Below are 24,385 nucleotides of genomic sequence, written 5' to 3' on the forward strand. Positions count from 1 at the left end.
CGTCTCCGCGTTTGGCGGCGGGTCAGGACTGCCCGGCTTCAGCCGCCGTGCGCAGCAGCGAGACCGTTTTGCGATAATCTTCGACGCCGTCGCCCTTGAAGACGGCGGAGCCGGCCACCAGCGCATTGGCGCCGGCGGCAATGATTGCGCCGGCGGTCTGCGCCGTTACGCCGCCATCCACTTCAAGCTCGATCGGCCGGTCGCCGATCATCGCTTTTGCCGCGCGGATCTTGTCGAGCATGGCGGGAATGAATTTCTGGCCGCCGAAACCGGGGTTGACGCTCATGATCAGAATGAGATCGACATCATCAAGCACGTTTTCGATGACGGAAAGTGGTGTGGCGGGATTGAGCGTCACGCCGGCCTTCAGCCCGAGTGTGCGGATGGTCTGGAGCGAGCGATGCAGATGCGGCCCGGCCTCCGCATGGACGGTGATGCCGTCACAGCCCGCCTTGGCGAAGGCTTCGAGATAGGGATCGACGGGGGCAATCATCAGATGGCAGTCGAAAAAGGCATTGCTGTGCGGGCGGAGCGCCTTGATGACGTCAGGACCGAACGAGATGTTGGGCACGAAATGGCCGTCCATGACATCGAGGTGGATCCAGTCCGCGCCTGCTTCCGTGACATCGGCGACTTCCTGTCCCAGCTTGGCGAAATTGGCAGCCAGGATGGACGGTGCTATGCGGATGGGCAGGGACATGGGGCAAACTCCTCTCGACGCGTTAAGCTGCCTTTAGCATCATGTTTCGGGGTTTGAAACGGCCTCGGCCGCGACTTGTTGAATTTCCGGCACGACCGGCTTCGCTTACTGTCTTTCGGCCTTGTCCGCGGGTTCGAAGCGCTGGCCATTCCAGCGCTGCAGGCGATAGGGGTTTTCGGAAACCTCATGCGACGGATTGAAAACGATATCGCCGATGATCGTTTTGAACGGGGTGCCGCTTGCCAGTATTTCGGGTGCAGGTTTTCCCTGCGATTGCGCCGCCTCCGCGAGTGCTGCGGTCAATTCCGTCGCCGCATAGGCGGGCAGGGTGTAACCTTCCGGTTCAATGTTGGCGGCGCGCAATTCACCGGCGACGGCCTGTGCCGAGGGCAGCGTGTCATAGGCGGGGCGCGTGATCGCCAGCACGTTCTGAGCAAGTGCGACGGGATTGTTCGCCGCATTCATGGCATCGCCGCCCATGATGGTGAGGGGAATGTTTTCGGAAGCAGCATCCCTGGCGATGATGGCGACATCGTTGCGCTCGGCGCCGATGAAGACATGGGTAATGCCGGTTCGTGCCAGCCGGCGCACGAGTGCCACCTGCTGTTCCTGGCCCGGACGTATCGTATCGGCAAAGGTGGGTTTCAGCCCGTTTTGCTCCAGCGTCGAACGGATGCGGTCCACCAAGTCGCGGCTGAAGATCGTGCCGTCATCCACAAGCCCGATGGAATGTCCTTTCCAGTCGCGCAGGATGATTTCCGCGGCCCTGTCCGACTCGGCCTTGTCCGATGGGGCAAGGCGGAAAAGCGGCCAGCCGTATTTAAGGGCGTCTTCCATCAGGATCGGGGCACGGCTGGAAAGCGTGATCGCCGGAATGGCGGCCGCCTTGAGAGGCGGCAAAACGCCCTGCAGCGTCTCGGTGCACAAAAATCCGATTGCGGCGCTGACCTTGGCGGCCACCAGGCCGTCGGCAATCGCACCGCCGCTGCCGTCTTCGCAGCTTTCATGGATTTCGACGATATCCAGCCCGAGCTTGGCAGCTGCTGCCTTTGCTCCCTGCCGCACCTGCTGCCCCAGAAGCTCATAGGGACCGTTCTGCGGAGCAACGATGCCAATCGATGCCGCACTTGCTGAGCCCGCAAAGGCAAAACCGGCGATAATCGTTAGCAGGCGAAGTGAAAGCATGACGTGATCGAAATCCTGTTGTCCCGGCTTGATGTTTATCGGCAACAATCGGTTTTCCAAAGGAAAAATCACCGATACCCCAGCAGAATCGCACATCGCCGGCCCTGACACGGTGGTTCAGGCCAGAACTTACATGATTTGAAAGATCGGAAGACGACAACACGTCCTGGTTGTTGGGCTTTGATGCAATTATGTGCGATCTGCCGATTATATCTGCTCTGAAGCTAAAGGAATTTCCGTCGAGTGCCAAAAGAAGTATCGACTGCGCTCAGTGAGAGGCTCTTTACTTTATAATGCTGTAACATGCCGCGGTTATAAGCGGATTTTGTGCAGAATAATAGCATAATCTGCACTTTTAAAGTGCAGCGCGATAGGCTGCACATTTTATTTTCATTTCTTTAATGCATTGATATACAAAGCTAATATTCGGCTTTTTTTGTTCGTCATTTGCTTCTTGCCGTGTTTTTTTCGCATTTGCGAGAAGATTTGCTTGACGGAAAGTAAATGTTTAGCTTAGATATACGTGTTTCAGGGGACGACTGAAATTGGCTGTAAAAAGCCTCGGAAGTGTTCCGATTATAAGCACTGCCAGACTATATTACATTCTTTATTGTATTTATTTCATCACGTATAAACCGCTTCAGGCAACTGAGGCGGTTTTTTAAATGGTGCTAAATTAAGCAATTTAAAATTGTATTTGCGCGGCTTTGCGCAAAGGCATTCTCTTATAATTATATTTACCGAAAAGAAATCGCGCGCAGAGTTGGTTTATACCGGGTGTGAGAGCATGTCTGCTCCCCGGCAGATATTCCCCTGAGGACGAAAAAACCCCGCCGTGCTCCGCTGAATCGGTGATGTCCGTTTGTTGCCCGGCTTTATTTCAGGGCGCTCAGCGCGTCTTTTGCAAAGGCGGAGATCGGTGCAGGAAGCGCATCGAGGTCGAACCAGCCGATATCGGAAAGCTTGTCCGGTTCGGTCAGCGCCGGCTCGCCCTGTGCATCGCGTGTCACGAAGATCAGCGAGACCCAGTGATGGCGGTCTTGCGGATTGATATATTCGCTGTGACAGAGAAATTCGACCGTGCCGATCGTGAGCCCGGTCTCTTCTTCGGCCTCTCGCCTTGCTGCGGCGAGGGCGGATTCCAGATGGTCAACCTTGCCGCCTGGAATATTCCAGTATCCGGCCTCCGGCGCTTTCAGGCGCTGGCATAAAAGCAGCCTGCCGTCACGTAAAATGGCAAGGCCAACGCCGACGCCCGGAAAATCTTGTCCTGGCTTGATGGTCGGCGTCATGCTGTCATTCCTGCGTCAGTCTTGTGGGCTCAGGCCTTGGCGTTGGCCACGATCAGCATGAATGCGGGAATGTCGTCGCCGAAACCAACGGGCGTCGGGCCATCATCATGGTCGCGATAATGGCGGCGGCGGTCGCGGTTGTCGTCATTGGCGTGCGGCTGGTTGCGGTTGTTGCGCTCTGAATTGCGCGGGGTCTTTTCCGGTCTGCGTTCTGCTTTCACCTTGTCGTCTCCATGAGCCGGGATGTCCGTTTCCACAGCGGATTGTGCAACCTGATTGATGTTTTCAACCGGCGATACGGGTGCATCGCGACGGTTCCTGTCGCGGCCCCTGCCGCCACGTTCCTTGCTGCCCCGGCGGCCGGCATTGCTTTCAAAGCTTTCCATGGGGGCGGGGAGTGAGGACAGATCACCATTCAGCCACTCGATCTTCTCGGCGATCAGCTTCTCGATCGCGTCCAGATATTTTGCGTCGCTTTTGGTGACGAGGGTAAAGGCCTTGCCCGAACGGCCCGCGCGACCGGTGCGGCCGATGCGGTGGACATAGTCTTCAGCATGAATGGGAACATCGAAGTTGAAGACGTGGCTGACATCGGGAATGTCCAGTCCGCGTGCGGCAACGTCGGAAGCGACCAGCAGCGTCAGGTTTCCATCGCGGAAATTCTGCAGCATGGTGGTGCGCGAACGCTGGTCCATGTCGCCATGCAGGGCGCCGACGGAAAAGCCGTGACGATCCAGCGAACGGAACAGGTCGGCGACATCCTTCTTGCGGTTGCAGAAGATGATGGCGTTCTTCAGTTCGGCCTCTTCGGCACGGACGAGATCGCGCAGGACAGCGCGCTTCTCATAGTCCTTGTTGTGCGCGGCGACGATGCGCTGCGTGACTGTCTTTGCCGTGGAGGAGGGCTTGGCAACCTCGATACGGGTCGGGTTCTGCAGGAAGCGATCGGCGAGCTTCTGGATTTCCGGCGGCATGGTGGCGGAAAAGAACAGCGTTTGCCGGGTAAAGGGGATCATCTTGGCGATACGCTCGATATCGGGAATGAAGCCCATGTCCAGCATGCGGTCGGCTTCGTCGATGACGAGGATTTCCACGCCGGTCATCAGGAGCTTGCCGCGTTCGCAATGGTCGAGAAGGCGGCCGGGCGTGCAGATGAGAACATCGGCGCCGCGCTCAAGCTTGCGGTCCTGATCTTCGAAGGAGACGCCACCGATCAGAAGGGCGACGTTCAGCTTGTGATTCTTGCCGTATTTCTCGAAGTTCTCAGCCACCTGCGCCGCGAGTTCGCGGGTCGGCTCGAGGATCAGCGTGCGCGGCATTCTGGCCCGCGCGCGGCCCTTCTCGAGCAGAGTGAGCATGGGCAGAACGAAGGAAGCGGTTTTCCCCGTGCCTGTCTGTGCGATACCGCAGATATCACGCTTTTCCAACGCGGGCGGAATTGCGCCGGCCTGAATGGGTGTCGGCGTCGTGTAGCCGGCATCTGCAATAGCGGAAAGAACTTTTTGGCTCAGGCCAAGATCAGAGAATGTTGTCAAAGGAAGAACTTTTTCCGTTCTGGTTCGGGAAGAACACCTGCGTGCCGCTGCGACACTTGCAAAGACTTGGCGCGGGGATATGCCCAAATTGCCGGAAAGTCAAGGAAACAACGGGAAATGCACGCGAAACGTCGCGGTTCGGGCGAGGCATTTTAGCCTTCGGCGCGGTTTTGCGCGATTTATCGTCAAAAGCGCAAAAAAAGCGTTAAAATCGGGCCACTATTTAAGATAGGTTTTAAGCTCCGCCCCGGCGATCAGGAACCGCATCGGATCAACGGGCGTATCGTTGCGGCGTACTTCGTAATGCACATGCGGACCGGTCGAGCGACCGGTGCTGCCGGCACGGCCGATGACGTCGCCGGCCTCCACCTTGTCGCCGGCCCTGACCAGAATGGCGGAGAGATGACCGAATCGCGTCGATACGCCGTGGCCGTGATCGATCTCGACCATATTGCCGTAGCCGCCGGAATTTTCCGCCACCGTGACCTTGCCAGCCCCCGTCGCTTTCACGTCGGCACCGGTTTCGGCGCGAAAATCGATGCCGGTGTGCAAGGCGGGCCGTCCGAGGAACGGATCCATCCGGTTGCCGAATCGACTGGTGATCGTTCTGCCGGGGGCCGGATTGCCGAAGGGCAGGGCGGTTGCGCTTTCCTTGACGATATCCAGACGGTTGAGCGCATTGTCGAGATTGGTGAGGGACAGATTGAAGGGATCGGTTTCGTTGCGCTGAGGATCGGCATAGGGACCGCCAACATCGTCCATGCCGCTTTCATCAATTTTCAGTCCCGCCTGACGGATGATGTCCTGCATCGCGCTCGCCTTGTCCTCGGCGTCGCTGGTCAGCCTGGCTATGCGCGATATCTGCTGACGCTCGATGTCCTTCAGCGAAAGCGTCACCTTGGAGAACACCCGGTCGGCCCGGTCGGAAGGTGTTTCGCCGGCTTCCGGAACGTAGGACGCCCGTTTGTCGGTTCCGGCATTTTCCGGCTGCAATTTCCGGGGCGCCATCAGCTTTTCGATGGCGGAAAGGCCGCCGGACATATCGGCGCGTTTTTCCGGTGCCATCGCATTCGAGAGAGAGGAAGGTGCGGCCGGCGAAGCGGCGATGCCGGAATTTTCCGCGCGTTCCAGCAATTCGCTCATGCGTCCGTGCCTGGAGGTGAGGGCGGCCTGCTGTTCCAGCAGTTTTTCCACTTTCTTTTCAACCACCTGCTGGTCGAGCAATTGCCGTGAAGTAACGCGGTCCACCTGCGCCCTCAGCGCTGCGATGCGGTCTTCGTAATCGTTCTGTATGCGCGTCTGGCGCGCCATGGTTGCGCCGATCAGGTCGTCGCGCAGGATGAGATAACCAGTAGCCCCGAGATAACCGAGCGAAAAAAGACCGATGGTGCAGCCGGCAAGTGCCGACATCCATGGCCGGATCGTCAGATGCCGGACCTTGTCACCGCGCGCCAGAATGAGGACGTGTGGCTCACGCTTTTTGCCGAATACCCGGTTTTCCGTTGTATCAGTCAAAATCTCTCTCCGGGCTGGCCGATTTTCGCAAAGCACGACGCGCAGATTCAACAGTTTGGAGCGTCATTTGCGCGTCCGAATGGACGCACCTCGCTCTAAAGGAAATCATAATTCGTTAAGGTTAACGAAGTTTTGCCGGAGAGGCCCTCAGGGCGGGAAAGCGGCGTCAGCTGTTGCTGACGGCGGTAAGCGAGCGATAAAAGGCTGGTGTCAGCCCGGCTTCGGCGCGGGCGAGATCGTTGAAGGGTGGCTTCAGCGGACCGCGGAAATTGGTGCGCACCAGCTGTTTGAAGGTGGCTGCCGGGTCCTTCTTTTCGCGCGCGCACAGAAACCGGAACCATTTGGCGCCGATGGCGACGTGGCCCTTTTCATCATTGTAGATGACATCGAGAACGGCGGCACTTTCCATATCTCCGGTTTCCCGCATCTTTGCCTGCAGGGAGGGCGTCACATCCAGCCCGCGGGCTTCAAGAATGAGAGGGACGACCGCGAGCCGCGCAGTCAGGTCGTTGCGGGTCGAATGGGCCGCCTGCCAGAGCCCGTCATGGGCCGGCAGATCACCATAATCCCCGCCCAGGCTTCGCAGCCGGTCACGCACCAGCCGGAAATGTTTCGCCTCCTCGAAGGCAACCTGCATCCACCCGTCGAAAAAGGAATGTGGCACCGGCTCGCTGGCATAACGGGCAACGATGTCGAGCGCGAGATCAACGGCGTTCAGCTCGATATGGGCGATGGCGTGAAGGAGCGCTATGCGGCCCTTGACGGTGTGAAGCGAGCGGCGCTCGACGGCGGTCGGCGGAACGAGTTCCGGCTTTTCCGGCCTGCCCGGACGTTCTGGCAAGGGCGGATCGAGCGGGGAGCGCAGCGACAGGCGACGTTCAAACCATCGCGTCGCCGTTTCCTGCGCCAATGCGGTCTTTCGGTCGAGATCGTCGCTGGCGATCGCCTCGGTGGCGCCGCCACGCAGCGAGATGATTTTGAAAGGGGGCGTCACGAGGCGCCGTCTCTCAGAGCTTGCCTGCTGCCTCAAGGACGGCCTGTGCGTGGCCCGGAACCTTCACCTTGTTCCAGATTTCCGCGATCTTGCCATCCGGTGCGACGAGGAAGGTGGTGCGTTCGACACCCATGTATTTTTTGCCATACATGCTTTTTTCCTTCCAGACGCCATAGGCCTCGAGAGCTTTCCTGTCCTCGTCGGAGGCAAGCATGACGCTGAGCGCGTGTTTTGCGGCAAACTTGTCGTGGCTTTTGACGCTATCAGGGGAAATGCCGATGACAACCGTGTTGGCGGCCTCGAATTCTCCACCAAGAGCGCTGAAGTCGATCGCTTCGGCGGTGCAGCCGGATGTATCGTCCTTCGGATAGAAATAGAGAACGACCGCCTTGCCTCGCAGGCCGGACAATGTCACCGTTCCTTCACCGTTACGGGGCAAAGTGAAATCCGGAGCCGGGCTGCCAATCGTCAAGTCTGTCATAATCCACCTTTCTTTCGCCGGGATGTTGAGTGAAAGTCGCCACATTCGATATATAGCGAAACGGCGCGTCGTCCAGTGTTGGGGCGAAACAAAAGCTATTCAGGGGCAAACACGGGCGTATGGCTGAAATACGGGGTGAAAAGGTTACGTTCGGCAAGCGTGATATCGTTGCGCTGCACGATCTCCCTTCGGCGCAGGCGGAAGATCCCATCATCGTGCATTGCCCGCCGCCGCGCTCCATGGCGCGCGCCTTCATCAAGATTTTCGCGGCGCTTTTCGTGCTCGCCTTTCTGTCGATCGGCGGCATCATCGTCTCCGTCGAGACCGGATCGATTGACAAGACCCTTTCCAGCCAGGCGCAGCAGGCGCTGGAAAGGGCGCTCGGCCCTCACTACAGCGCGCGGATAGGCTCGTCGGCTATCCGGTTCTCGACCGGGCTGCGGCTGGCGCTGGTGGCGCAGGATGTCGATATCGTCGAAAAGGAGTCCGGCCAGCATCTGAGCCGGGCGCGGGCGATCGGCATGGCGCTCGATCCGCTTGCGCTTCTGGCAGGTCGTGTCTCGGTGCAAAGCCTTGAAGCCGACGGCATGGAACTCGACACCGCGCTGCTACCCAAGGGTAACGGGTTTGATCTGTCCAGTGTCAAGCTCGATGCGGTGCCGCAGCAATTGCAGGAGGCCTTCGGGCAGCTTGACAAGCTCGCGCAGGCTTTCTTGAGCAGCGGGACCGAGGAAATCGACATTTCCAGCGTTTCGGTTCATCTGCCGCCCGGCGAACTGGGCAAACCGCGCACCATCGAGGTGCGGGAACTGTCGCTGACGCCCGACCAGCAGGGCGGATATTCGCTTGATGGCGAAACGTTGTTTAACGGGGAAATTGCCAGCGTGTCGCTGAAGACCTCCGGGGCTGGCGGTACGATCGATGGCTTTCAGGCCCGGATCGACGGTTTCGATATCGGTCCGTTTCTGGAGAAATATGATCCGCAGGGCAATCTTCATGAGGGGCTGAACGTCAAGACCGGTGTCAGCATCGTGGCCCGCCGCGCCATGGAAGGGCATGAGCCGCGGCTGGAAGTCTCGGTCGGCATGGGCAACGGAACGCTTCTCATCGGTGGCGAGGCCCAGCCCTTTACCGCCGGCACCGTCAATGCGCGCTACGATTTTCAAAAGAGCACGCTTTTGATCGAAAATTCACGGGTGGAGCTGGGGCGGACGGTTGTTCCGGTTGTTGGCGAGATCAGGGATACCGAGGAGGGCTTCGGTCTTTCGCTGCGGATCGACAATGCGGTGGCTTCCGCCGAAGCTTCGGGCGAGGAGCCCGTACCTTTCAGCCTGAAGGCGGACGGGCAGTTCACTGCGGCCACGAAGCAGCTTGAGGTTCCCTCGCTCTATGTCAGCGGCCCGCTTGGAGACATGGCGGGATCGTTGAAGATCCGGTTCGGCGAAGGATCGCCGGAAATCAGTTTCGCGGGGCAGATCCCCAAGATGGAAGCCACGGCTGTCAAGCAGCTCTGGCCGTTCTGGATGGCGCACAAACCGCGGGAATGGGTGGTTTCCAATCTCTATGGCGGCACGATCACGAACGGCTCGATCGCCGTCTTCATTCCGCAGGGGCGGATGTGCGGTCCCGGTTGCCCGCTGGTGCTCGGCGACAGCGAAATGCAGATCCGCTTCGATATTGACGATACGCGGCTTAACACCACCGGCGATATTCCGCCGCTGCGCGATGTCGATGCGCATTTCAATCTCGTCGGCGGCCAGATGGGTGTCGATATCAAGCGGGCGACATCCTATTTCCCGTCCAACCGCTCGCTGGCGCTGGAAAACAGCCGTTTCATCATCTCCGATGTTTATGACAAGCCGCTGCTCGGCAACCTCGAACTGAATGTTGCAGGCGCGGCCGATGCGGTTGCCGAACTTGCTACGCTGAAACCCATCAATGCCCTCAAGGATACGCAGTTCAAGCCGGATGACTTCACCGGTGACGTGAAGGCGAATGCGAAGCTGACCATCGGGCTGCTCTCCAGCCAAAACCCGCCGCCGCCGGTATGGACGGCCGATCTCGATCTCAAGAATCTGTCGCTCACAAAGCCGTTCGCCGGACACAAGGTGACCGCGCTCGACGGTTTCATGTCGTTGAACGACCACCAGCTCAGGCTTGAGGGCAAGGGCCGTGTGGACGACGTGCCGATGGATATCGCGATGACGGAGCCTGTTCGCAAGAACAGCGACGTTGCCCCGACACTGTCGCTGAAGGCAACCCTGAACGAGACGCATGTCGCCAAGCTCGCGCCGGAGCTGTCCACCGTTCTTGGCGGCACGACGGTGGTGGAAATCGAGGGTGCGGATCCGAAACGTCAGAACATCCGGCTTGATCTGGCCAAGGCGTCGATCATCCTGCCGGGGCTCGGCTGGAGCAAGGGCATCGGCATTCCGGCAAAAGCCGCCTTCACCCTGGAAGCCGCCGATGGCCGCACCACGATCAGCGATTTTTCCCTCGACGGTGACGGTTTCGGCGCTGCCGGTGACATTACTTTCAGCAAGAACGGGTTGATCTCGGCCGATCTCAGTCGCGTGCAACTGTCGCCTGCCGATAATTACGCCGTTTCGGTCGCCGCCTCGAAGAATGGCTATAATATCAATGCTTCGGGAAAATCCGCTGATCTCCGGCCCTTCATATCCAAGCTTCGCAGCCCTTCGAGCGGGGGCGACGGCGCATCACGCTCGCAGCCATCCCTTGCCGTCAAGGCGCAGTTCGACAAGGTCTACGGTTTCAACGATGAAATCCTCGCCAATGTCAGTGCCGATGTCAGCGTGCGGGACGGCAAGGTTCGGTCGGTCGATGTGCGCGGTGTCACCGGCAATGGCCAGGCCGTCGTCGCGCAGACCACCAATCGCGGCGCGACGGGGACTGTGACGCTGACCAGCAGCGATGCCGGATCTCTGGCCCGCTTCGCCAATATCTATAGCCGCATCCGCGGCGGTCTGCTCAATCTTGCGCTGACGACTGCCAATGGCAGCGACTGGAGCGGCTCGCTCGACCTGCGCAATTTTTCCGTCGTCAACGAAGCGAAGCTGCAGGACATCGTCGCCACGCCCGCCGGTGAGGATGGCAGGAGCCTCAACAATGCGGTGCGCCGCAATATCGATGTCAGCTCGGAAAAATTCCAGCGCGGTTTTGCCCGGCTTGTTTACGTCAATGGCTCGGTTGCGGTGGAAAACGGGGTGGTGCGTGGCGAACAGATCGGCGCAACCTTCCAGGGGCTGTTGAAAGACCAGAGCGGCCGCATGGACATGACCGGCACCTTCATGCCCGCCTATGGGCTGAACCGGCTGTTCGGCGAGTTGCCCTTCATCGGCATCTTCCTCGGCAACGGCCGCGACCGGGGGCTGCTCGGCATCACTTTCAAATTATCAGGCCAGACAGATCAGCCGAAGCTGACGATCAATCCCCTCTCGCTGATCGCGCCCGGTGTGTTCCGGCAGATTTTTGAGTTTCAGTGAGAAAGCCTCATATAGCGAGTGAGCCTCATACCCGACGTCATCCTCAGACTTGATCCGAGGATCCATGGTGCGTCGGATTGTGGATCCTCGGGTCAAGCCCGAGGATGACGGTGGAGGGATCGCTGCCTCTTATCGTCACTCCCGAGAGCCGTTTTCGCGGCCCCCGGAAGAACATCGTTGCGTTGCCTTAAACCGGGCGAACCAGAACGTGCTTCTTCTTGCCGACCGACAGCTTGATGACGCCGTCGCCGGTCACTTCACCGGTGCCGATCATCTGGCGCTCATCGGAGACGCCCTGATCGTTGATCTTCACCGCACCGCCCTGGACATGGCGGCGGGCCTCGCCGTTCGAGCCGGCAAGGCCGGCACGGACGATGAGCGAGAGGACACCGACACCGGCTTCGAGTTCTGAGGCGGGAACCTCGATGGAGGGCAGGTTTTCAGCAAGCGCGCCTTCCTCGAAAGTCTTGCGCGCGGTTTCGGCCGCTTCTTCCGCCGCCGCGCGGCCATGCAAGATCGCGGTCACTTCGGTCGCGAGAATCTTCTTCGCCTCGTTGATTTCCGATCCCCCAAGCGCGGCGATACGGGCGATCTCATCCATCGGCAGCGTGGTGAAGAGTTTCGCAAAGCGAACCACGTCCGCATCTTCCGTGTTGCGCCAGTATTGCCAGAAATCATAGACCGGCAGCAGGTCCTTGTTGAGCCATACGGCACCGGAAGCGGACTTGCCCATCTTGGCACCCGAGGAGGTGGTCAAAAGCGGCGAGGTCAGCGCGTAGAGTTGCGGTGTCCCCATGCGGTGACCAAGGTCGATGCCGTTGATGATGTTGCCCCACTGGTCGGAACCGCCCATCTGCAGGCGGCAGCCGGTGCGCTGGTTCAGCTCCACGAAGTCGTAGGCCTGCAGGATCATGTAGTTGAATTCGAGGAAGGACAGCGACTGCTCGCGGTCGAGGCGCGTCTTCACGCTGTCGAAGGACAGCATGCGGTTGACCGAGAAGTGGCGGCCGACATCGCGCAGGAACTCGAGATAGTTGAGGCCACGCAGCCAGTCGGCATTGTTGATCATCAGCGCCGGATTTTCCGCGCGATCGTAATCGAGGTAGTTGGCGAAGACGTGCTTGAGCGAGGTGATGTTGTCCTCGATCATGTCGATCGTCATCAGCTTGCGGGCCTCTTCCTTGAAGGATGGATCGCCGACCATGCCGGTGCCGCCGCCCATCAGCGAAATCGGCTGGTGGCCGGTCTTCTGCATCCAGTGCAGCATCATGATCTGGGTGAGGTGGCCGACATGCAGGCTGGAGGCCGTCGGGTCATAGCCGATATAGGCGGTCACGGTTTCCTTGGCGAACAGTTCGTCGAGACCCGACTCGTCGGAGATCTGGTGAATGAAGCCGCGCTCGTCGAGCGTGCGGAGGAAATCGGACTTGAACCTGGACATAACCTTTTTCTTTCTGGTTGGACCTTTGCCGTCATTGTCTGTCAATGAACGCGGGGGGCTTTACCATTGTTTTTTGAAAAGTGCACCCGTTTCGGCCATGAATAACGGCGATTCATCTCCGCATGATTCGATATTGAAAGGGAGCGGCGCGTGGGCGAGGTCAAAACGGCGATCGGGCTGATGAGCGGGACATCGATGGACGGCATCGATATCGCCCTGTTGCACACGGATGGCGAAAGCGTGGTCCGGCACGGGCCGAGTGGTTATTTTCCTTACGATCCGGGCCTGCGCGCCATCTGGCAGAAGGCGCTGGTTACCGCCAAAGCCATTCGCGAACGGCGTGAACGCCCCGGCGATCTGGCTGAGGCCGAGCGCAAATTGACGCTTGCCCATGCGGCGGCGGTGAAATCCTTTCTCCACCGTCACCGGCTTGAAGCCAGCGATGTCGACGTGATCGGTTTTCACGGCCAGACGGTACTGCACCGGCCGGATGAGGCGCTGACCGTGCAGATCGGCGACGGCGCACTGCTGGCCGAGGAAACCGGTATCGATGTGGTTTACGATATGCGCGCCAACGACATGGTGCATGGCGGGCAGGGTGCGCCGCTGATCCCGGCCTATCACATGGCTCTTTCCGCCAACCTGCCTGATGGGTTCGAAACGCCGGCCGTCTTCGTCAATATCGGCGGTATCTCCAATCTGACCTATATTGGCGAGGGCGGGCGGCTTGCGGCGTTCGACAGCGGGCCGGGCAATATGCTGATCGACCAGTGGATAGAGGCGCATACCGGCAAAGCTTTCGACAAGGGCGGCAGGACGGCGGCGGGCGGCACCGTCGTTGCCTCGCTTGTGAAGCGCTACATGGAAAGCCCGTTCTTCTCGGCCAATATCCGTCGGTCGCTGGACCGCAGCGATTTCGTGCCGCCGAAAAAAGGGGAAGTCTCGCTGGCGGATGGGGCGCGGACGCTGGCGCATCTGACGGGGGCGGCGATTCTGAAGTCGGCGAGCTATCTGCCCGAAGCGGCGAAGACCTATGTGGTCTGTGGCGGCGGGCGGCTTAATCCGGTGATCATGGTGGAGTTTGCGGGCCTTGCTGCAAAGTCCGGAGCGCGGGTGATCGCGGCGGAAGAGGCGGGTTTCGATGGCGGAGCGATGGAGGCGGAGGCCTGGGCCTATCTGGCCGTGCGCTCGCTGAAGGGTTTGCCCCTGACCTATCCGGGGACGACGGGGGTGAAGGAGCCGGTGACGGGTGGGGTTTTGGTGCGATCGGAATAACGATCAATAGTATAGGACGGCGGGCTTGGCTTACCCCCCTCTGCCCTGCCGGGCATCTCCCCCACAAGGAGGGAGATCGGCCAGGCGCCTGCTCCTCGTCTGAGTTGCCAGGTCAGTGAAGGCCGGGAGGTAACCACGATTCGATCTCCCCACCTATGGGGGAGATGCCCGGCAGGGCAGAGGGGGGTAAGCCGCACCCGCCGGGGATCATGGGTAGAAGATGCGCGGCAATCACCGAATCCGCTTCGCCGCCGGTTCCGGAACCAGTTCGCCGTTGAGGCGACGGTCGAGATAGTCCTCGCATTCGCCCATCAGCTCATCCACCTTGCCGTTGAAGAAGTGGTTGGCGCCGGGAAGCGTGCGGTGGGTGATGAGGATGCCCTTCTGGGTCTTCAGCTTTTCCACCAGACCGTTGACGTCCTTTTCAGGTGCAACCTTGTCGGCATCGCCATTGATGATGAGGCCGGAGGAGGGGCAGGGTGCGAGGAAGGAGAAATCGTAGGTGTTGGGCTGCGGCGCAATCGACATGAAGCCTTCGATTTCCGGACGGCGCATCAGAAGCTGCATGCCGATCCAGGCGCCGAAGGAATAACCGGCAACCCAGCAGCTTTTCGAATCGGGATGCAGGCTCTGCACCCAGTCGAGAGCGGAAGCGGCGTCTGAAAGCTCGCCAGCGCCGTGGTCGAACTCGCCCTGGCTGCGGCCGATGGAGCGGAAATTGAACCGGAGCGTCGTGAAACCGCGCTTCTGGAAAAGATAGAAGAGCTGATAGACGATCTGGTTGTTCATCGTGCCGCCGAACTGCGGGTGCGGATGAAGGATGATCGCTATCGGCGCGCTCTTTTCCTTGGAGGGTTGATAACGGCCTTCGAGGCGACCCGCAGGGCCGTTAAAGATGACTTCGGGCATTGGTACTCCGGTCGTGTTTTTTCATTCTCCAACCGCATTCTTCCGATGAGAAGACTTGACGAACTGTGTCATCTTTTCTAGAACGCAGTTTAGAATAATTCGAAACTTTGCGTGTGCTTAAGCACTCGGGTCGTGTCATAAGGCAAGCGCAACTGTAATTTCAAGAAAAATGCGTTTTGGCGCATTGAAGATTGGGCGAAGCCTCTCGTTATGACGGTTTTGACGCGCACATATATGGATTGGAACGCCACGGCGCCGCTTTTGCCCGCCGTGCGGGATGTTCTCGTCTCTGCGCTCGATCTTTCCGGCAACCCGTCTTCCGTTCATCGGGAAGGGCGTGCGGCGCGCGCTGCCGTCGAGGTCGCCCGCAGCGAGGTTGCGGCACTTGCCGGGGCTTCGGCGTCTCACGTCACCTTCACCAGCGGTGCGACTGAAGCCGCCAATCTGGTGCTTTCGCCGGATTTCAGGATGGGGCGCGCTCCCGTGCGCTATGGCCGTCTTTATGTGTCCGCTATAGAGCATCCCGCTTTTCGCGAAGGCGGCCGCTTCGCCAAGGCTGACGTTACGGAAATTCCCGTTACGTCAGCGGGCGTCATCGATCTTGCCGCACTTGAGGTGCTTCTGTCTTCGCATGATGCGTCCGTCGGCCTACCGATGGTTGCCTGCATGCTGGTCAATAACGAGACAGGCATTGTTCAGCCGGTAGCGGAAGCCGCACGGCTTGCGCATGCTGCGGGTGGGTTGATGGTCGTCGACGCCGTGCAGGCAGCAGGTCGTATCTCGCTCGATATCAATGCTCTTGATGCCGATTTTCTTGTCATCTCGTCCCACAAGCTCGGTGGCCCCAAGGGGGCTGGCGCGCTGGTTTCGCGCGGCGAGGTGATGATGCCGAAGCCGCTTATCCATGGCGGCGGGCAGGAGAAGGGGCATCGTTCGGGCACGGAAAATACTCTGTCGGTCATCGGCTTCGGTGCCGCTGCGGCTGTGGCTACCCGGAATATCGAGATTGAAGCGGCGCGTCTTACCGCTCTGCGCGCGCGGTTGGAAGACGGCATGCGGGCGAGTGCGCCGGATGTGATCATCCATGGCGAGGATGTCGCCCGCGTCGGCAATACCACGTTTTTCACCCTGCCGGGCCTTAAGGCGGAAACGGGCCAGATCGCCTTCGATATCGAAGGCATCGCGCTCTCTGCCGGCTCGGCCTGCTCATCGGGCAAAGTGGGGGAAAGCCACGTGCTGACGGCGATGGGGCGCGACCCCAAGCTTGGCGCACTCAGGATTTCCCTTGGCCACGCCACGACCGAGGCGGATATCGAGCGCACGCTCGCGGCGTTCATGAAAATTGCCGGGCGGCGCAAGCTGGCCGGTCAGGCCGCGTAAAATGCGGCAAAGAATTGCGGAATAGCAATTTTCCGCTTGCCGGGATGTGTGAAAAGCTCCATCCCGCACTTACATGGGTATAAGCTCCGCTCCGCTTAACGGCGCGGTGACATTGCCCGAAGATGGATAAGGCGGCTTTCCGCCTTGATACGTTGACAAGCCACCGGACCTTTGCTCCGGCGAGATTGGAGAACGACATGGCAGCGGTTCAGGAAACGATCGATCAGGTCCGCCAGATCGATGTGGACCAGTATAAATACGGCTTCGAAACCAATATCGAAGTCGACAAGGCCCCCAAGGGCCTTTCGGAAGAGGTGATCCGCTTCATCTCGGCCAAGAAGCAGGAGCCGGAATGGATGCTGGAATGGCGTCTTGAGGCTTATAAGCGCTGGCTGACGATGGAAGAGCCGACCTGGGCGCGCGTCAGCTATCCCAAGATCGACTTCAACGATCTCTATTATTATGCCGCACCGAAAAGCACGCCCGGCCCGAAGTCGCTTGAGGATGTCGATCCCGAGCTGCTGAAGGTTTACGAGAAGCTCGGCATTCCGCTGAAGGAACAGGAAATCCTCGCCGGCGTGGAAAACCGCCGCGTGGCCGTGGATGCCGTGTTCGACAGCGTCTCCGTCGTCACCACGTTCAAGGCGGAACTGGCGAAAGCCGGTGTGATCTTCATGTCGATTTCGGAAGCCGTTCGCGAATATCCGGATCTGGTGAAGAAATATCTCGGTTCGGTAGTTCCGACGACGGACAATTTCTATGCGACGCTGAACTCGGCCGTCTTCACCGACGGTTCCTTCGTGTTCGTGCCGAAGGGCGTGCGGTGCCCGATGGAGCTTTCCACCTATTTCCGCATCAACGAAAAGAACACCGGCCAGTTCGAGCGCACGCTGATCATCGCTGAAGAGGGCGCCTACGTTTCCTATCTGGAAGGCTGCACCGCACCGCAGCGCGACGAGAACCAGCTTCATGCCGCCGTGGTTGAACTCGTGGCGCTTGATGATGCCGAAATCAAATATTCCACCGTCCAGAACTGGTATCCGGGCGACAAGGAAGGCAAGGGCGGCATCTACAACTTCGTGACCAAGCGTGGCGATTGCCGTGGCGACCGTTCGAAGATTTCGTGGACGCAGGTGGAAACCGGCTCGGCCATCACCTGGAAATATCCGTCCTGTATTCTGCGCGGTGACGACAGCCGTGGCGAATTCTATTCGATCGCCGTTTCCAACGGTCACCAGCAGATCGATAGTGGCACAAAGATGATCCATCTCGGCAAGAACACGTCGAGCCGCATCATCGCCAAGGGTATCGCTGCCGGCTTTTCGGAAAACGTCTATCGCGGCCAGGTTTCGGCCCATCGCAAGGCGACCAACACGCGCAACTTCACGCAGTGCGACTCGCTCCTGATCGGCGACAAGTGCGGCGCGCATACCGTGCCCTATATCGAGGCGAAGAACTCCTCCGCTCATTTCGAGCACGAGGCGACGACGTCGAAGATTTCCGAAGACCAGCTGTTCTACTGCCTGCAGCGCGGCATTCCCGAGGAGTCGGCGATCGCACTGATCGTCAATGGCTTCGTGAAGGATGTCATCCAGCAGCTGCCGATGGAATTTGCGGTTGAAGCGCAGAAGCTGATCGGCATTTCGCTGGAAGGTTCGGTCGGCTGATTCTTGCTCGGCGTCATCCTCGGGCTTGACCCGAGGATCCACAGCCTTTTGCTTGAGCATAGATAACCGACCGACTGGATCCTCGGGACAAGCCCGAGGATGACGGATGTGAAAGTTGAGACGGCCCCTCAGGGGTCTACGAGGCGGTCCTTGAAACCGCACCATGAACAGGAACAAAACCATGCTTGAAATCATCGACCTGCACGCAAAGATCGCCGACACCGAAACCGAGATCATCAAGGGCCTCAACCTGAAGGTTGCTGCCGGTGAAGTTGCGGCCATCATGGGCCCGAACGGTTCCGGCAAGTCGACGCTGTCCTACATCCTGTCGGGCCGCGAAGACTATGAAGTCACCTCCGGTGACATTCTCTATAACGGCGAAAGCATTCTGGAGCTGGACGCCGCCGAGCGCGCCGCCAAGGGCATTTTCCTTGCCTTCCAGTACCCGGTCGAAATTCCCGGCGTTGCCACCATGCAGTTCCTGAAGGTCGCTATGAACGAGCAGCGCAAGGCGCGCGGCGAGTCCGAACTGACGACGCCGGATTTCATCCGCCGCGTCAAGGAAGCGGCTGGCGACCTGAAGATCGACATGGAAATGCTGAAGCGTCCGCTGAACGTCGGCTTCTCCGGCGGTGAAAAGAAGCGCGCCGAAATCCTGCAGATGGCGCTGCTCGAGCCGAAGCTCTGCGTTCTCGACGAAACCGATAGCGGCCTCGATATCGACGCCCTGAAGATCGTGGCTGACGGCGTCAATGCGCTGAAGTCGCCGGATCGCGCCACAGTCGTCATCACCCACTATCAGCGCCTGCTCGACTACATCGTGCCTGACAGCGTTCACGTTCTCTACAAGGGCAAGATCATCCGCTCGGGTGACAAGTCCCTGGCGCTGGAGCTGGAAAACAATGGTTACGCCGACATCATCGGTGAAGCGGCCTAAGTCGGGCCAGGAGGTGATGTCCATGAATATTCAAGCTACCAACCGGCTGACGCCAGCGGAAACCGCATTGGTCGACGCTTACACCGCCAAGTTCAGCGAATTGCCGGGCGACGGCGCTGTTGTTGCCGCGCGTGACGTGCTGTTCGACGATCTGAAGACCGGTGGTCTTCCGACCCGCCGCATCGAGGCGTGGCACTATACCGATCTGAAGAGCCTGCTGCGCGCCGTTCCGGAAGACCGGCCCGCGCCTGTTATCGAAAAGCAGACACCAACGGTTGCCGGTTCGCTGGTCGCCTATGTGCAGCATGGCACGGCCGATATCGGCAAGATCGAGGACGTCCGTGTTTCGCGTTTTGCCGAAAGCCTGCTCGATGGCTCCGCTGCTGCCGGTCTTGCCGAAGCCAGCAAGGATGACGCGATTGGCCGCATCAATGGCAGCTTCGTGCGCGATGGTCTGGTGCTCGAGATCCCGGCCGATGCCGAGATCGAGAAGCCGATCGAATTGCAGGCGGTCCATGGCGCAGGCCAGGTTCACAGCCGCTTCCCGGTCCGTTTCGGCAAGGGTTCCAAGGCGACCGTCATCGAGCGTCACCTTTCGGTGACTTCGGATGCAGCCTTCGTTTCCTCCGTCAGCGACATCGTCGTTGAAGACGGTGCGGAAGTGACCTGGATCATCCTGCAGCAACAGGGTGCGGCCGATATCCATCTTGGCCAGCTGCGCATGAAAATCGGCGCGGACGCCAAGATTCGCCTGTTCATCGTCAATGCCGGTGGCAAGCTGGTGCGTCAGGAACTGCGCATCGATGTGGAAGGCGAGGGCACGGACCTCATCGTTCGCGGCGTCAACCTTCTGGGTGGCGAAACCCATACCGACGTGACGATGGTTCTCGGCCACAACGTGCCGAACACGACCTCGACGGAAGTGTTCCGCAACGTGGTGTTCGACCGCGCCAAGGGCATTTTCCAGGGCATGATCCGGGTGGCGCCCGATGCCCAGAAGACCGACGCGAAGATGGCGTGCAATACGCTGCTGATGTCCGACGATGGCGAATTCTCCGCAAAGCCGGAACTGGAAATCTTCGCTGACGACGTTCAGTGCGGCCATGGTGCGACGGTTGCCGATATCAGCGACAATCATCTCTATTATCTGATGGCGCGCGGCGTGCCGCGGGCGAAGGCACGGGCGATGCTCGTCAACGCCTTCGTCGCCGAGATCGTCGAGGAACTGGAAGAAGAAAATCTGGTAGAGGCGCTGGAGACGATCATCTCCGGCTGGCTGGAACATCATGCCTGAGAGCGAACGCGCCGCATTGGCGGCCCCTTATGACATTGAAGCCGTGCGCAAGGATTTCCCGATCCTGTCGCGCGAGGTCTATGGCAAGCCGCTGGTCTATCTCGACAACGGCGCGTCCGCTCAAAAACCGCAGGTGGTGATCGACGCCGTTTCGCATGCTTATGCGAACGAATACGCCAATGTGCATCGCGGCCTGCATTTCCTCTCCAATGCCGCAACCGACGCCTATGAGGCGGCGCGCGAAAAGGTGCGCCGTTTCCTGAATGCCGGTTCGGTGGACGAAATCGTCTTCACCAAATCCTCAACGGAAGCGATCAACACGGTCGCTTACGGTTACGGCATGCCGAAGATCGGCGAGGGCGACGAGATCGTCATTTCGATCATGGAGCACCATTCCAACATCGTGCCGTGGCATTTTATCCGCGAGCGGCAGGGTGCAAAGCTCGTCTGGGTACCTGTTGATGATGACGGCGCGTTCCACATCGAGGCTTTCGAAAAGAGCCTGACGGAGCGCACGAAGCTTGTCGCCATCACCCATATGTCGAATGCGCTCGGCACCATCGTGCCAGTCAAGGAAATCTGCCGCATCGCCCATGAGCGCGGCATTCCGGTGTTGATCGATGGTTCGCAGGGCGCGGTTCACATGCCGGTCGATGTGCGCGATATCGATTGCGACTGGTATGTGATGACCGGCCACAAGCTCTATGGTCCCTCGGGCATCGGCGTACTCTATGGCAAGGCTGACCGCTTGCGCGAGATGCGGCCGTTCCAGGGTGGCGGGGAGATGATCCTCGACGTTACCGAAGACAATGTGACCTATAACGAGCCGCCGCACCGTTTCGAAGCCGGCACGCCGCCCATCGTGCAGGCCATCGGCCTTGGTTACGCGCTGGATTACATGGACAATCTCGGCCGCGCTGCGATTGCCGCGCATGAGGCCGATCTTGCCGCTTACGCTGCCGAGCGGTTGCGAGAGATCAATTCGCTGCGCATCATCGGCAATGCGCCGGACAAGGGCGGCATCTTCTCCTTCGAGCTTGAAGGCATTCACGCCCATGATGTTTCGATGGTGATCGACCGGCGCGGCGTTGCGGTACGTGCGGGCACCCATTGCGCCATGCCGCTCTTGAAACGCTTTGGCGTCACCTCCACATGCCGGGCATCGTTCGGCCTTTACAATACCCGCGCCGAAGTAGACTCTCTTGTCGAGGCGCTGGAATATGCGCGCAAATTTTTCGCCTGATATCGGGATTTGAGAGATCAGGATTGAGGTTTAAGACCATGACTGCCGAAGCCACTGCAAAGACCCAGGATACGACCGAAGACGCGGCAAAGCCGTCGTCTATCCCGCCTGACGAACTGGCGCGCCTCAGCGATGACGTGATCGCGGCGTTGAAGACCGTCTACGACCCGGAAATTCCGGCCGATATTTTCGAACTCGGTCTCGTCTACAAGATCGACATCGAGGATGACCGGATGGTCAAGATCGTCATGACGCTGACGGCGCCCGGTTGCCCGGTGGCCGGTGAAATGCCGGGCTGGGTGGAAAATGCGGTCGGCGCCGTCGAGGGTGTTTCCGGTGTCGTGGTCGAAATGACCTTCGATCCGCCGTGGACGCCGGACCGCATGTCGGAAGAAGCACAGGTCGCTGTCGGCTGGTACTGACGTGATTTGACTGATGTCATCCCTTGATGACACTCTCAGGCGCTACTAAATTGAAATCCATAAGCATCGAGCCTTGAACTCGATTGTCGAAGGAGAATGAGCCGATGGGCTTTGCGATCATGACCATGACAGGGGCTGCCGCCTCGCGCGTTAAAGCAATCGTCGAAAATTCCGGACCGGACGCCAAAGGCGTGCGCATCGGCATCAAGAAGGGCGGCTGCGCAGGCATGGAATATACCATCGACCTCGTGACCGAAGCGGATGCGAAGGACGATCTGGTCGAATTCGAAGGCGCAAAGGTCTGGGTTCAGCCCTCCGCCGTGCTTTATCTGCTCGGCACCCAGATGGATTTCGAAGTGACCAAGATGCGTTCCGGTTTCACCTTCAACAATCCGAACCAGACATCCGCCTGCGGCTGCGGTGAATCAGTGGAATTGAAGCCTGCCGATCTGGCGGCGCTGGCGAAGCAGCGTGAGGCAGAGGCCAACGTTTGATGTGATGCACTGTCGGGTTATTTGACGCAGCGTCTTCACACCCTCGACGTCATCCTCGGGCTTGACCCGAGGACCCACACTCGCAAAATTGAGGGAGGTCTGCGTGGATCCTCGGGTCAAGCCCGAGGATGACGGTGGAGAGTTCATACTCTCGTCTTGAGCGCATCGACTGCCGCTCCAAATCCCACCCCTTACTCGTGCCTCAGCGCCTCGATCGGGCTCAAACTTGCCGCCCGTCGCGCCGGGAAATAGCCGAAAATCACCCCGATGGCTGCCGAGAAGGCAAAGGCGAGGAAGATGATCGACGGGCTGGTGACGAAGGGCACGTTGAGGAAACTGACCACGCCGTAAGCCAGACCAAGGCCGGTCAGGATGCCGACGATGCCGCCGAAGGCGGAGAGCATCACAGCTTCCACCAGAAACTGCGTCAGGACCTGCTTCTCCAGCGCACCGATGGCGAGACGAATGCCGATCTCGCGGGTGCGTTCCGTCACCGAGACCAGCATGATGTTCATGATGCCGATGCCGCCAACCAGCAGGCTGACGGCTGCGACTGCGCCTAAAAGCCCGGTCAGCAGTGTCGTCGTGCCGGTCATGGCCGAGGCGATCTGTGTCATGTCGTTGACGGTGAAATCGTCCTCGCGGCCGATACCGATGCGGCGGCGCTCGCGCAGCAGGTTCTGCAGGTCGCTCTGCACCTTGGCAGTCGAAACGCCGTCCTGCGCCGAAACCATGATCGAGGAAATGGTGGTGGTGCCGCCGATGCGTCGCTGATGGATTTTCAGCGGCATGATGACCGTGTCGTCCTGATCGTCGCCGAGGCCGGACTGGCCTTTTCTGCCCAGCACACCGATGACGGGGCAGGAGATGTTGCTGACGCGGATCGTCTGCCCCACCGGGTTCTCTGCACCGAACAGTTCCTGCCGCACCGTTTCGCCGATGATGCAGCCGATCTGGCCGCCGCGATCTTCGGCCGGCTGGAAATCGCGCCCGAGCGCAATGGTCCAGTCCTGCGCGATCAGATAGTCGTTGGTGGTGCCGATAACGCTTGTCTGGTGGTTCTTGCCGCCGAAAATGACTGTGGCGGCCGAGCTGCGGTTCTGCGGCGCGACGGCACGCACGCCGCTGATCTGGTTGCGAATAGCCTCGACATCGCGATCATCGAAGCGCTTGGCCTCGGTGCTGGCACGGCCGGGCCCGAACTGTCCGGGGCGCACGAACAGCATGTTGGTGCCGAGCCGCGACAGTTCCGATTTTACCTGTTCCGTCGTGCCGTTGCCGATGGTGACCATGGCGATGACGGCGGCCACACCGATGACGACACCAAGCACGGTGAGAAAGGAGCGCAGCAGGTTGCGGCTGATGGCGCGCAGCGCAAGACGCGACGTTTCAAAGAACATCGGCGTTCTCCTTCTTGTCCGTTGCGCTGTCGGAGGCAAGATGGCCATCGACGAAACGCAGGAGACGCCCGGCATGGGCGGCGATATCCTCTTCATGGGTGACCATGACGACGGTGATGCCCCTGTCGCGGTTAAGGGAGGTGATAAGATCCATGATCTCGGCGCTGGTTTTCGTATCGAGATTGCCGGTCGGCTCGTCGGCGAGAAGCAGGGCAGGGCGGGTGACGATGGCGCGGGCAATGGCCACACGCTGCTGCTGGCCGCCGGAAAGCTCCTGCGTGGTGTGATCCTCGCGGCCTTTCAGACCCACCTGTGCCAGCGCCTCCATGGCGCGAGCGCGCCGCTCCGAGGCCTTCATGCCACGATAGACTAGCGGCAGCTCGACATTTTCCACCGCCGAGGTGCGTGACAGCAGATTGAAGCCCTGAAAGACGAAGCCGAGCATGTGCCGGCGCAGCAGCGTCAGATGTTCATTGTCGAAGCCGCTGGTTGGCACGCCCTGAAACAGATATTCGCCAGCTGTGGGCACATCCAGACAACCGATAATGTTCATCGACGTGGATTTGCCCGAGCCCGATGGTCCCATGATGGCGACGAATTCCTTTTCGCGGATCGAGAGGCTGACGCCGTCAAGCGCGCGGATCGTCGCTTCGCCGCGGCCATATTGCTTGACGACATTGCGGAATTCGATGAGCGGCGGCTGTTGCATGGGCTTGTC

General features: G+C 59.7%; 20 protein-coding genes. 9 read left to right on the forward strand and 11 right to left on the reverse strand.

Annotated features, from left to right (window positions below; genetic code table 11):
* Nucleotides 1-22 precede the first annotated feature (22 nt).
* The 7 genes from rpe to OK142_RS20650 all read right to left on the reverse strand — a co-directional run bounded on the left by rpe (nucleotide 23) and on the right by OK142_RS20650 (nucleotide 7,702).
* Nucleotides 23-700, reverse strand: a complete 678-nt coding sequence (gene rpe / locus OK142_RS20620) for a ribulose-phosphate 3-epimerase (RefSeq protein WP_003495381.1) — start codon at nucleotides 698-700, stop codon at nucleotides 23-25.
* Between the two features lie 105 nt (nucleotides 701-805).
* Nucleotides 806-1,933 (reverse strand): branched-chain amino acid ABC transporter substrate-binding protein, encoded by a 1,128-nt coding sequence (locus OK142_RS20625; RefSeq protein ID WP_246231035.1) that lies wholly within the window; start codon nucleotides 1,931-1,933, stop codon nucleotides 806-808.
* Nucleotides 1,934-2,760: 827 nt separating this feature from the next.
* Nucleotides 2,761-3,177, reverse strand: a complete 417-nt coding sequence (locus OK142_RS20630) for an NUDIX domain-containing protein (RefSeq protein WP_498684853.1) — start codon at nucleotides 3,175-3,177, stop codon at nucleotides 2,761-2,763.
* Nucleotides 3,178-3,206: 29 nt separating this feature from the next.
* Nucleotides 3,207-4,712, reverse strand: a complete 1,506-nt coding sequence (locus tag OK142_RS20635; protein WP_137037857.1) for a DEAD/DEAH box helicase — start codon at nucleotides 4,710-4,712, stop codon at nucleotides 3,207-3,209.
* A gap of 219 nt (nucleotides 4,713-4,931) precedes the next feature.
* Nucleotides 4,932-6,227, reverse strand: coding sequence for a M23 family metallopeptidase (locus OK142_RS20640; RefSeq protein ID WP_498684854.1), 1,296 nt, complete (start codon nucleotides 6,225-6,227; stop codon nucleotides 4,932-4,934).
* 166 nt (nucleotides 6,228-6,393) lie between these two features.
* The gene (locus OK142_RS20645) at nucleotides 6,394-7,221 is read right to left on the reverse strand and encodes a ferritin-like domain-containing protein (protein ID WP_498684855.1); all 828 of its coding nucleotides are present in this window, start codon (nucleotides 7,219-7,221) and stop codon (nucleotides 6,394-6,396) included.
* Between the two features lie 13 nt (nucleotides 7,222-7,234).
* Nucleotides 7,235-7,702 carry a peroxiredoxin gene (locus OK142_RS20650; RefSeq protein ID WP_082182516.1) on the reverse strand — a complete coding sequence of 156 codons (468 nt, stop codon included), beginning with the start codon at nucleotides 7,700-7,702 and terminating at the stop codon, nucleotides 7,235-7,237.
* A 119-nt stretch (nucleotides 7,703-7,821) separates the two neighbouring features.
* On the opposite strand from OK142_RS20650, the gene OK142_RS20655 reads away from it, so the two are divergent.
* A complete protein-coding gene (locus tag OK142_RS20655) occupies nucleotides 7,822-11,205 on the forward strand; it encodes a YhdP family protein (protein WP_498684859.1) in 3,384 nt (1,127 codons plus the stop codon).
* A 187-nt stretch (nucleotides 11,206-11,392) separates the two neighbouring features.
* On the opposite strand, the gene tyrS is transcribed toward OK142_RS20655, so the two are convergent.
* On the reverse strand, nucleotides 11,393-12,646 hold the full coding sequence (tyrS, locus tag OK142_RS20660; RefSeq protein WP_498684861.1) for a tyrosine--tRNA ligase: 1,254 nt from the start codon (nucleotides 12,644-12,646) through the stop codon (nucleotides 11,393-11,395).
* A 150-nt stretch (nucleotides 12,647-12,796) separates the two neighbouring features.
* Between tyrS and OK142_RS20665 the strand changes: the two genes are divergently transcribed.
* Nucleotides 12,797-13,921 carry an anhydro-N-acetylmuramic acid kinase gene (locus tag OK142_RS20665; protein WP_498684863.1) on the forward strand — a complete coding sequence of 375 codons (1,125 nt, stop codon included), beginning with the start codon at nucleotides 12,797-12,799 and terminating at the stop codon, nucleotides 13,919-13,921.
* Nucleotides 13,922-14,152: 231 nt separating this feature from the next.
* Here OK142_RS20665 and OK142_RS20670 read toward each other — a convergent pair whose 3' ends face one another.
* Nucleotides 14,153-14,830, reverse strand: a complete 678-nt coding sequence (locus tag OK142_RS20670; RefSeq protein WP_003495402.1) for an alpha/beta hydrolase — start codon at nucleotides 14,828-14,830, stop codon at nucleotides 14,153-14,155.
* Nucleotides 14,831-15,040: 210 nt separating this feature from the next.
* Here OK142_RS20670 and OK142_RS20675 point away from each other — a divergent pair, with 210 nt between their 5' ends.
* The 7 genes from OK142_RS20675 (at nucleotide 15,041) to sufA (ending at nucleotide 22,267) form a co-directional block, all read left to right on the forward strand.
* On the forward strand, nucleotides 15,041-16,210 hold the full coding sequence (locus tag OK142_RS20675) for a cysteine desulfurase family protein (protein ID WP_498684864.1): 1,170 nt from the start codon (nucleotides 15,041-15,043) through the stop codon (nucleotides 16,208-16,210).
* 197 nt (nucleotides 16,211-16,407) lie between these two features.
* The gene (gene sufB / locus OK142_RS20680) at nucleotides 16,408-17,877 is read left to right on the forward strand and encodes a Fe-S cluster assembly protein SufB (RefSeq protein WP_035242383.1); all 1,470 of its coding nucleotides are present in this window, start codon (nucleotides 16,408-16,410) and stop codon (nucleotides 17,875-17,877) included.
* A 181-nt stretch (nucleotides 17,878-18,058) separates the two neighbouring features.
* Entirely contained in the window at nucleotides 18,059-18,814 is a 756-nt protein-coding gene (sufC, locus tag OK142_RS20685; RefSeq protein ID WP_035242775.1) for a Fe-S cluster assembly ATPase SufC, read from the forward strand.
* Between the two features lie 22 nt (nucleotides 18,815-18,836).
* A complete protein-coding gene (sufD, locus tag OK142_RS20690) occupies nucleotides 18,837-20,108 on the forward strand; it encodes a Fe-S cluster assembly protein SufD (RefSeq protein ID WP_498684866.1) in 1,272 nt (423 codons plus the stop codon).
* Nucleotides 20,101-21,351, forward strand: coding sequence for a cysteine desulfurase (locus tag OK142_RS20695; RefSeq protein WP_080834821.1), 1,251 nt, complete (start codon nucleotides 20,101-20,103; stop codon nucleotides 21,349-21,351). Before sufD ends, OK142_RS20695 begins: the two co-directional genes overlap by 8 nt.
* Before the next feature lie 38 nt (nucleotides 21,352-21,389).
* The gene (locus tag OK142_RS20700; protein WP_003495414.1) at nucleotides 21,390-21,773 is read left to right on the forward strand and encodes an SUF system Fe-S cluster assembly protein; all 384 of its coding nucleotides are present in this window, start codon (nucleotides 21,390-21,392) and stop codon (nucleotides 21,771-21,773) included.
* Nucleotides 21,774-21,877: 104 nt separating this feature from the next.
* A complete protein-coding gene (sufA, locus tag OK142_RS20705; protein ID WP_498684869.1) occupies nucleotides 21,878-22,267 on the forward strand; it encodes a Fe-S cluster assembly scaffold SufA in 390 nt (129 codons plus the stop codon).
* 191 nt (nucleotides 22,268-22,458) lie between these two features.
* Here the strand turns inward: sufA and OK142_RS20710 are convergent, their stop codons facing one another.
* Entirely contained in the window at nucleotides 22,459-23,667 is a 1,209-nt protein-coding gene (locus tag OK142_RS20710) for an ABC transporter permease (protein WP_082182509.1), read from the reverse strand.
* A complete protein-coding gene (locus OK142_RS20715; RefSeq protein WP_498684871.1) occupies nucleotides 23,657-24,376 on the reverse strand; it encodes an ABC transporter ATP-binding protein in 720 nt (239 codons plus the stop codon). The genes OK142_RS20710 and OK142_RS20715 overlap by 11 nt, the downstream gene beginning before the upstream one ends.
* Between the last annotated feature and the right edge of the window lie 9 nt (nucleotides 24,377-24,385).

Source organism: Agrobacterium sp. BT-220-3 (assembly GCF_025910175.1).
GTDB lineage: Bacteria > Pseudomonadota > Alphaproteobacteria > Rhizobiales > Rhizobiaceae > Agrobacterium > Agrobacterium oryzihabitans.

Coding starts and splice junctions, on each gene's coding strand:
- rpe (WP_003495381.1), bottom strand. CDS start 700: ATGTCCCTGCCCATCCGCATAGCACCGTCCATCCTGGCTGCCAATTTC.
- OK142_RS20630 (WP_498684853.1), bottom strand. CDS start 3,177: ATGACGCCGACCATCAAGCCAGGACAAGATTTTCCGGGCGTCGGCGTT.
- OK142_RS20650 (WP_082182516.1), bottom strand. CDS start 7,702: ATGACAGACTTGACGATTGGCAGCCCGGCTCCGGATTTCACTTTGCCC.
- OK142_RS20655 (WP_498684859.1), top strand. CDS start 7,822: ATGGCTGAAATACGGGGTGAAAAGGTTACGTTCGGCAAGCGTGATATC.
- tyrS (WP_498684861.1), bottom strand. CDS start 12,646: ATGTCCAGGTTCAAGTCCGATTTCCTCCGCACGCTCGACGAGCGCGGC.
- OK142_RS20670 (WP_003495402.1), bottom strand. CDS start 14,830: ATGCCCGAAGTCATCTTTAACGGCCCTGCGGGTCGCCTCGAAGGCCGT.
- OK142_RS20675 (WP_498684864.1), top strand. CDS start 15,041: ATGACGGTTTTGACGCGCACATATATGGATTGGAACGCCACGGCGCCG.
- sufB (WP_035242383.1), top strand. CDS start 16,408: ATGGCAGCGGTTCAGGAAACGATCGATCAGGTCCGCCAGATCGATGTG.
- sufC (WP_035242775.1), top strand. CDS start 18,059: ATGCTTGAAATCATCGACCTGCACGCAAAGATCGCCGACACCGAAACC.
- sufD (WP_498684866.1), top strand. CDS start 18,837: ATGAATATTCAAGCTACCAACCGGCTGACGCCAGCGGAAACCGCATTG.
- OK142_RS20695 (WP_080834821.1), top strand. CDS start 20,101: ATGCCTGAGAGCGAACGCGCCGCATTGGCGGCCCCTTATGACATTGAA.
- OK142_RS20700 (WP_003495414.1), top strand. CDS start 21,390: ATGACTGCCGAAGCCACTGCAAAGACCCAGGATACGACCGAAGACGCG.
- sufA (WP_498684869.1), top strand. CDS start 21,878: ATGGGCTTTGCGATCATGACCATGACAGGGGCTGCCGCCTCGCGCGTT.
- OK142_RS20710 (WP_082182509.1), bottom strand. CDS start 23,667: ATGTTCTTTGAAACGTCGCGTCTTGCGCTGCGCGCCATCAGCCGCAAC.
- OK142_RS20715 (WP_498684871.1), bottom strand. CDS start 24,376: ATGCAACAGCCGCCGCTCATCGAATTCCGCAATGTCGTCAAGCAATAT.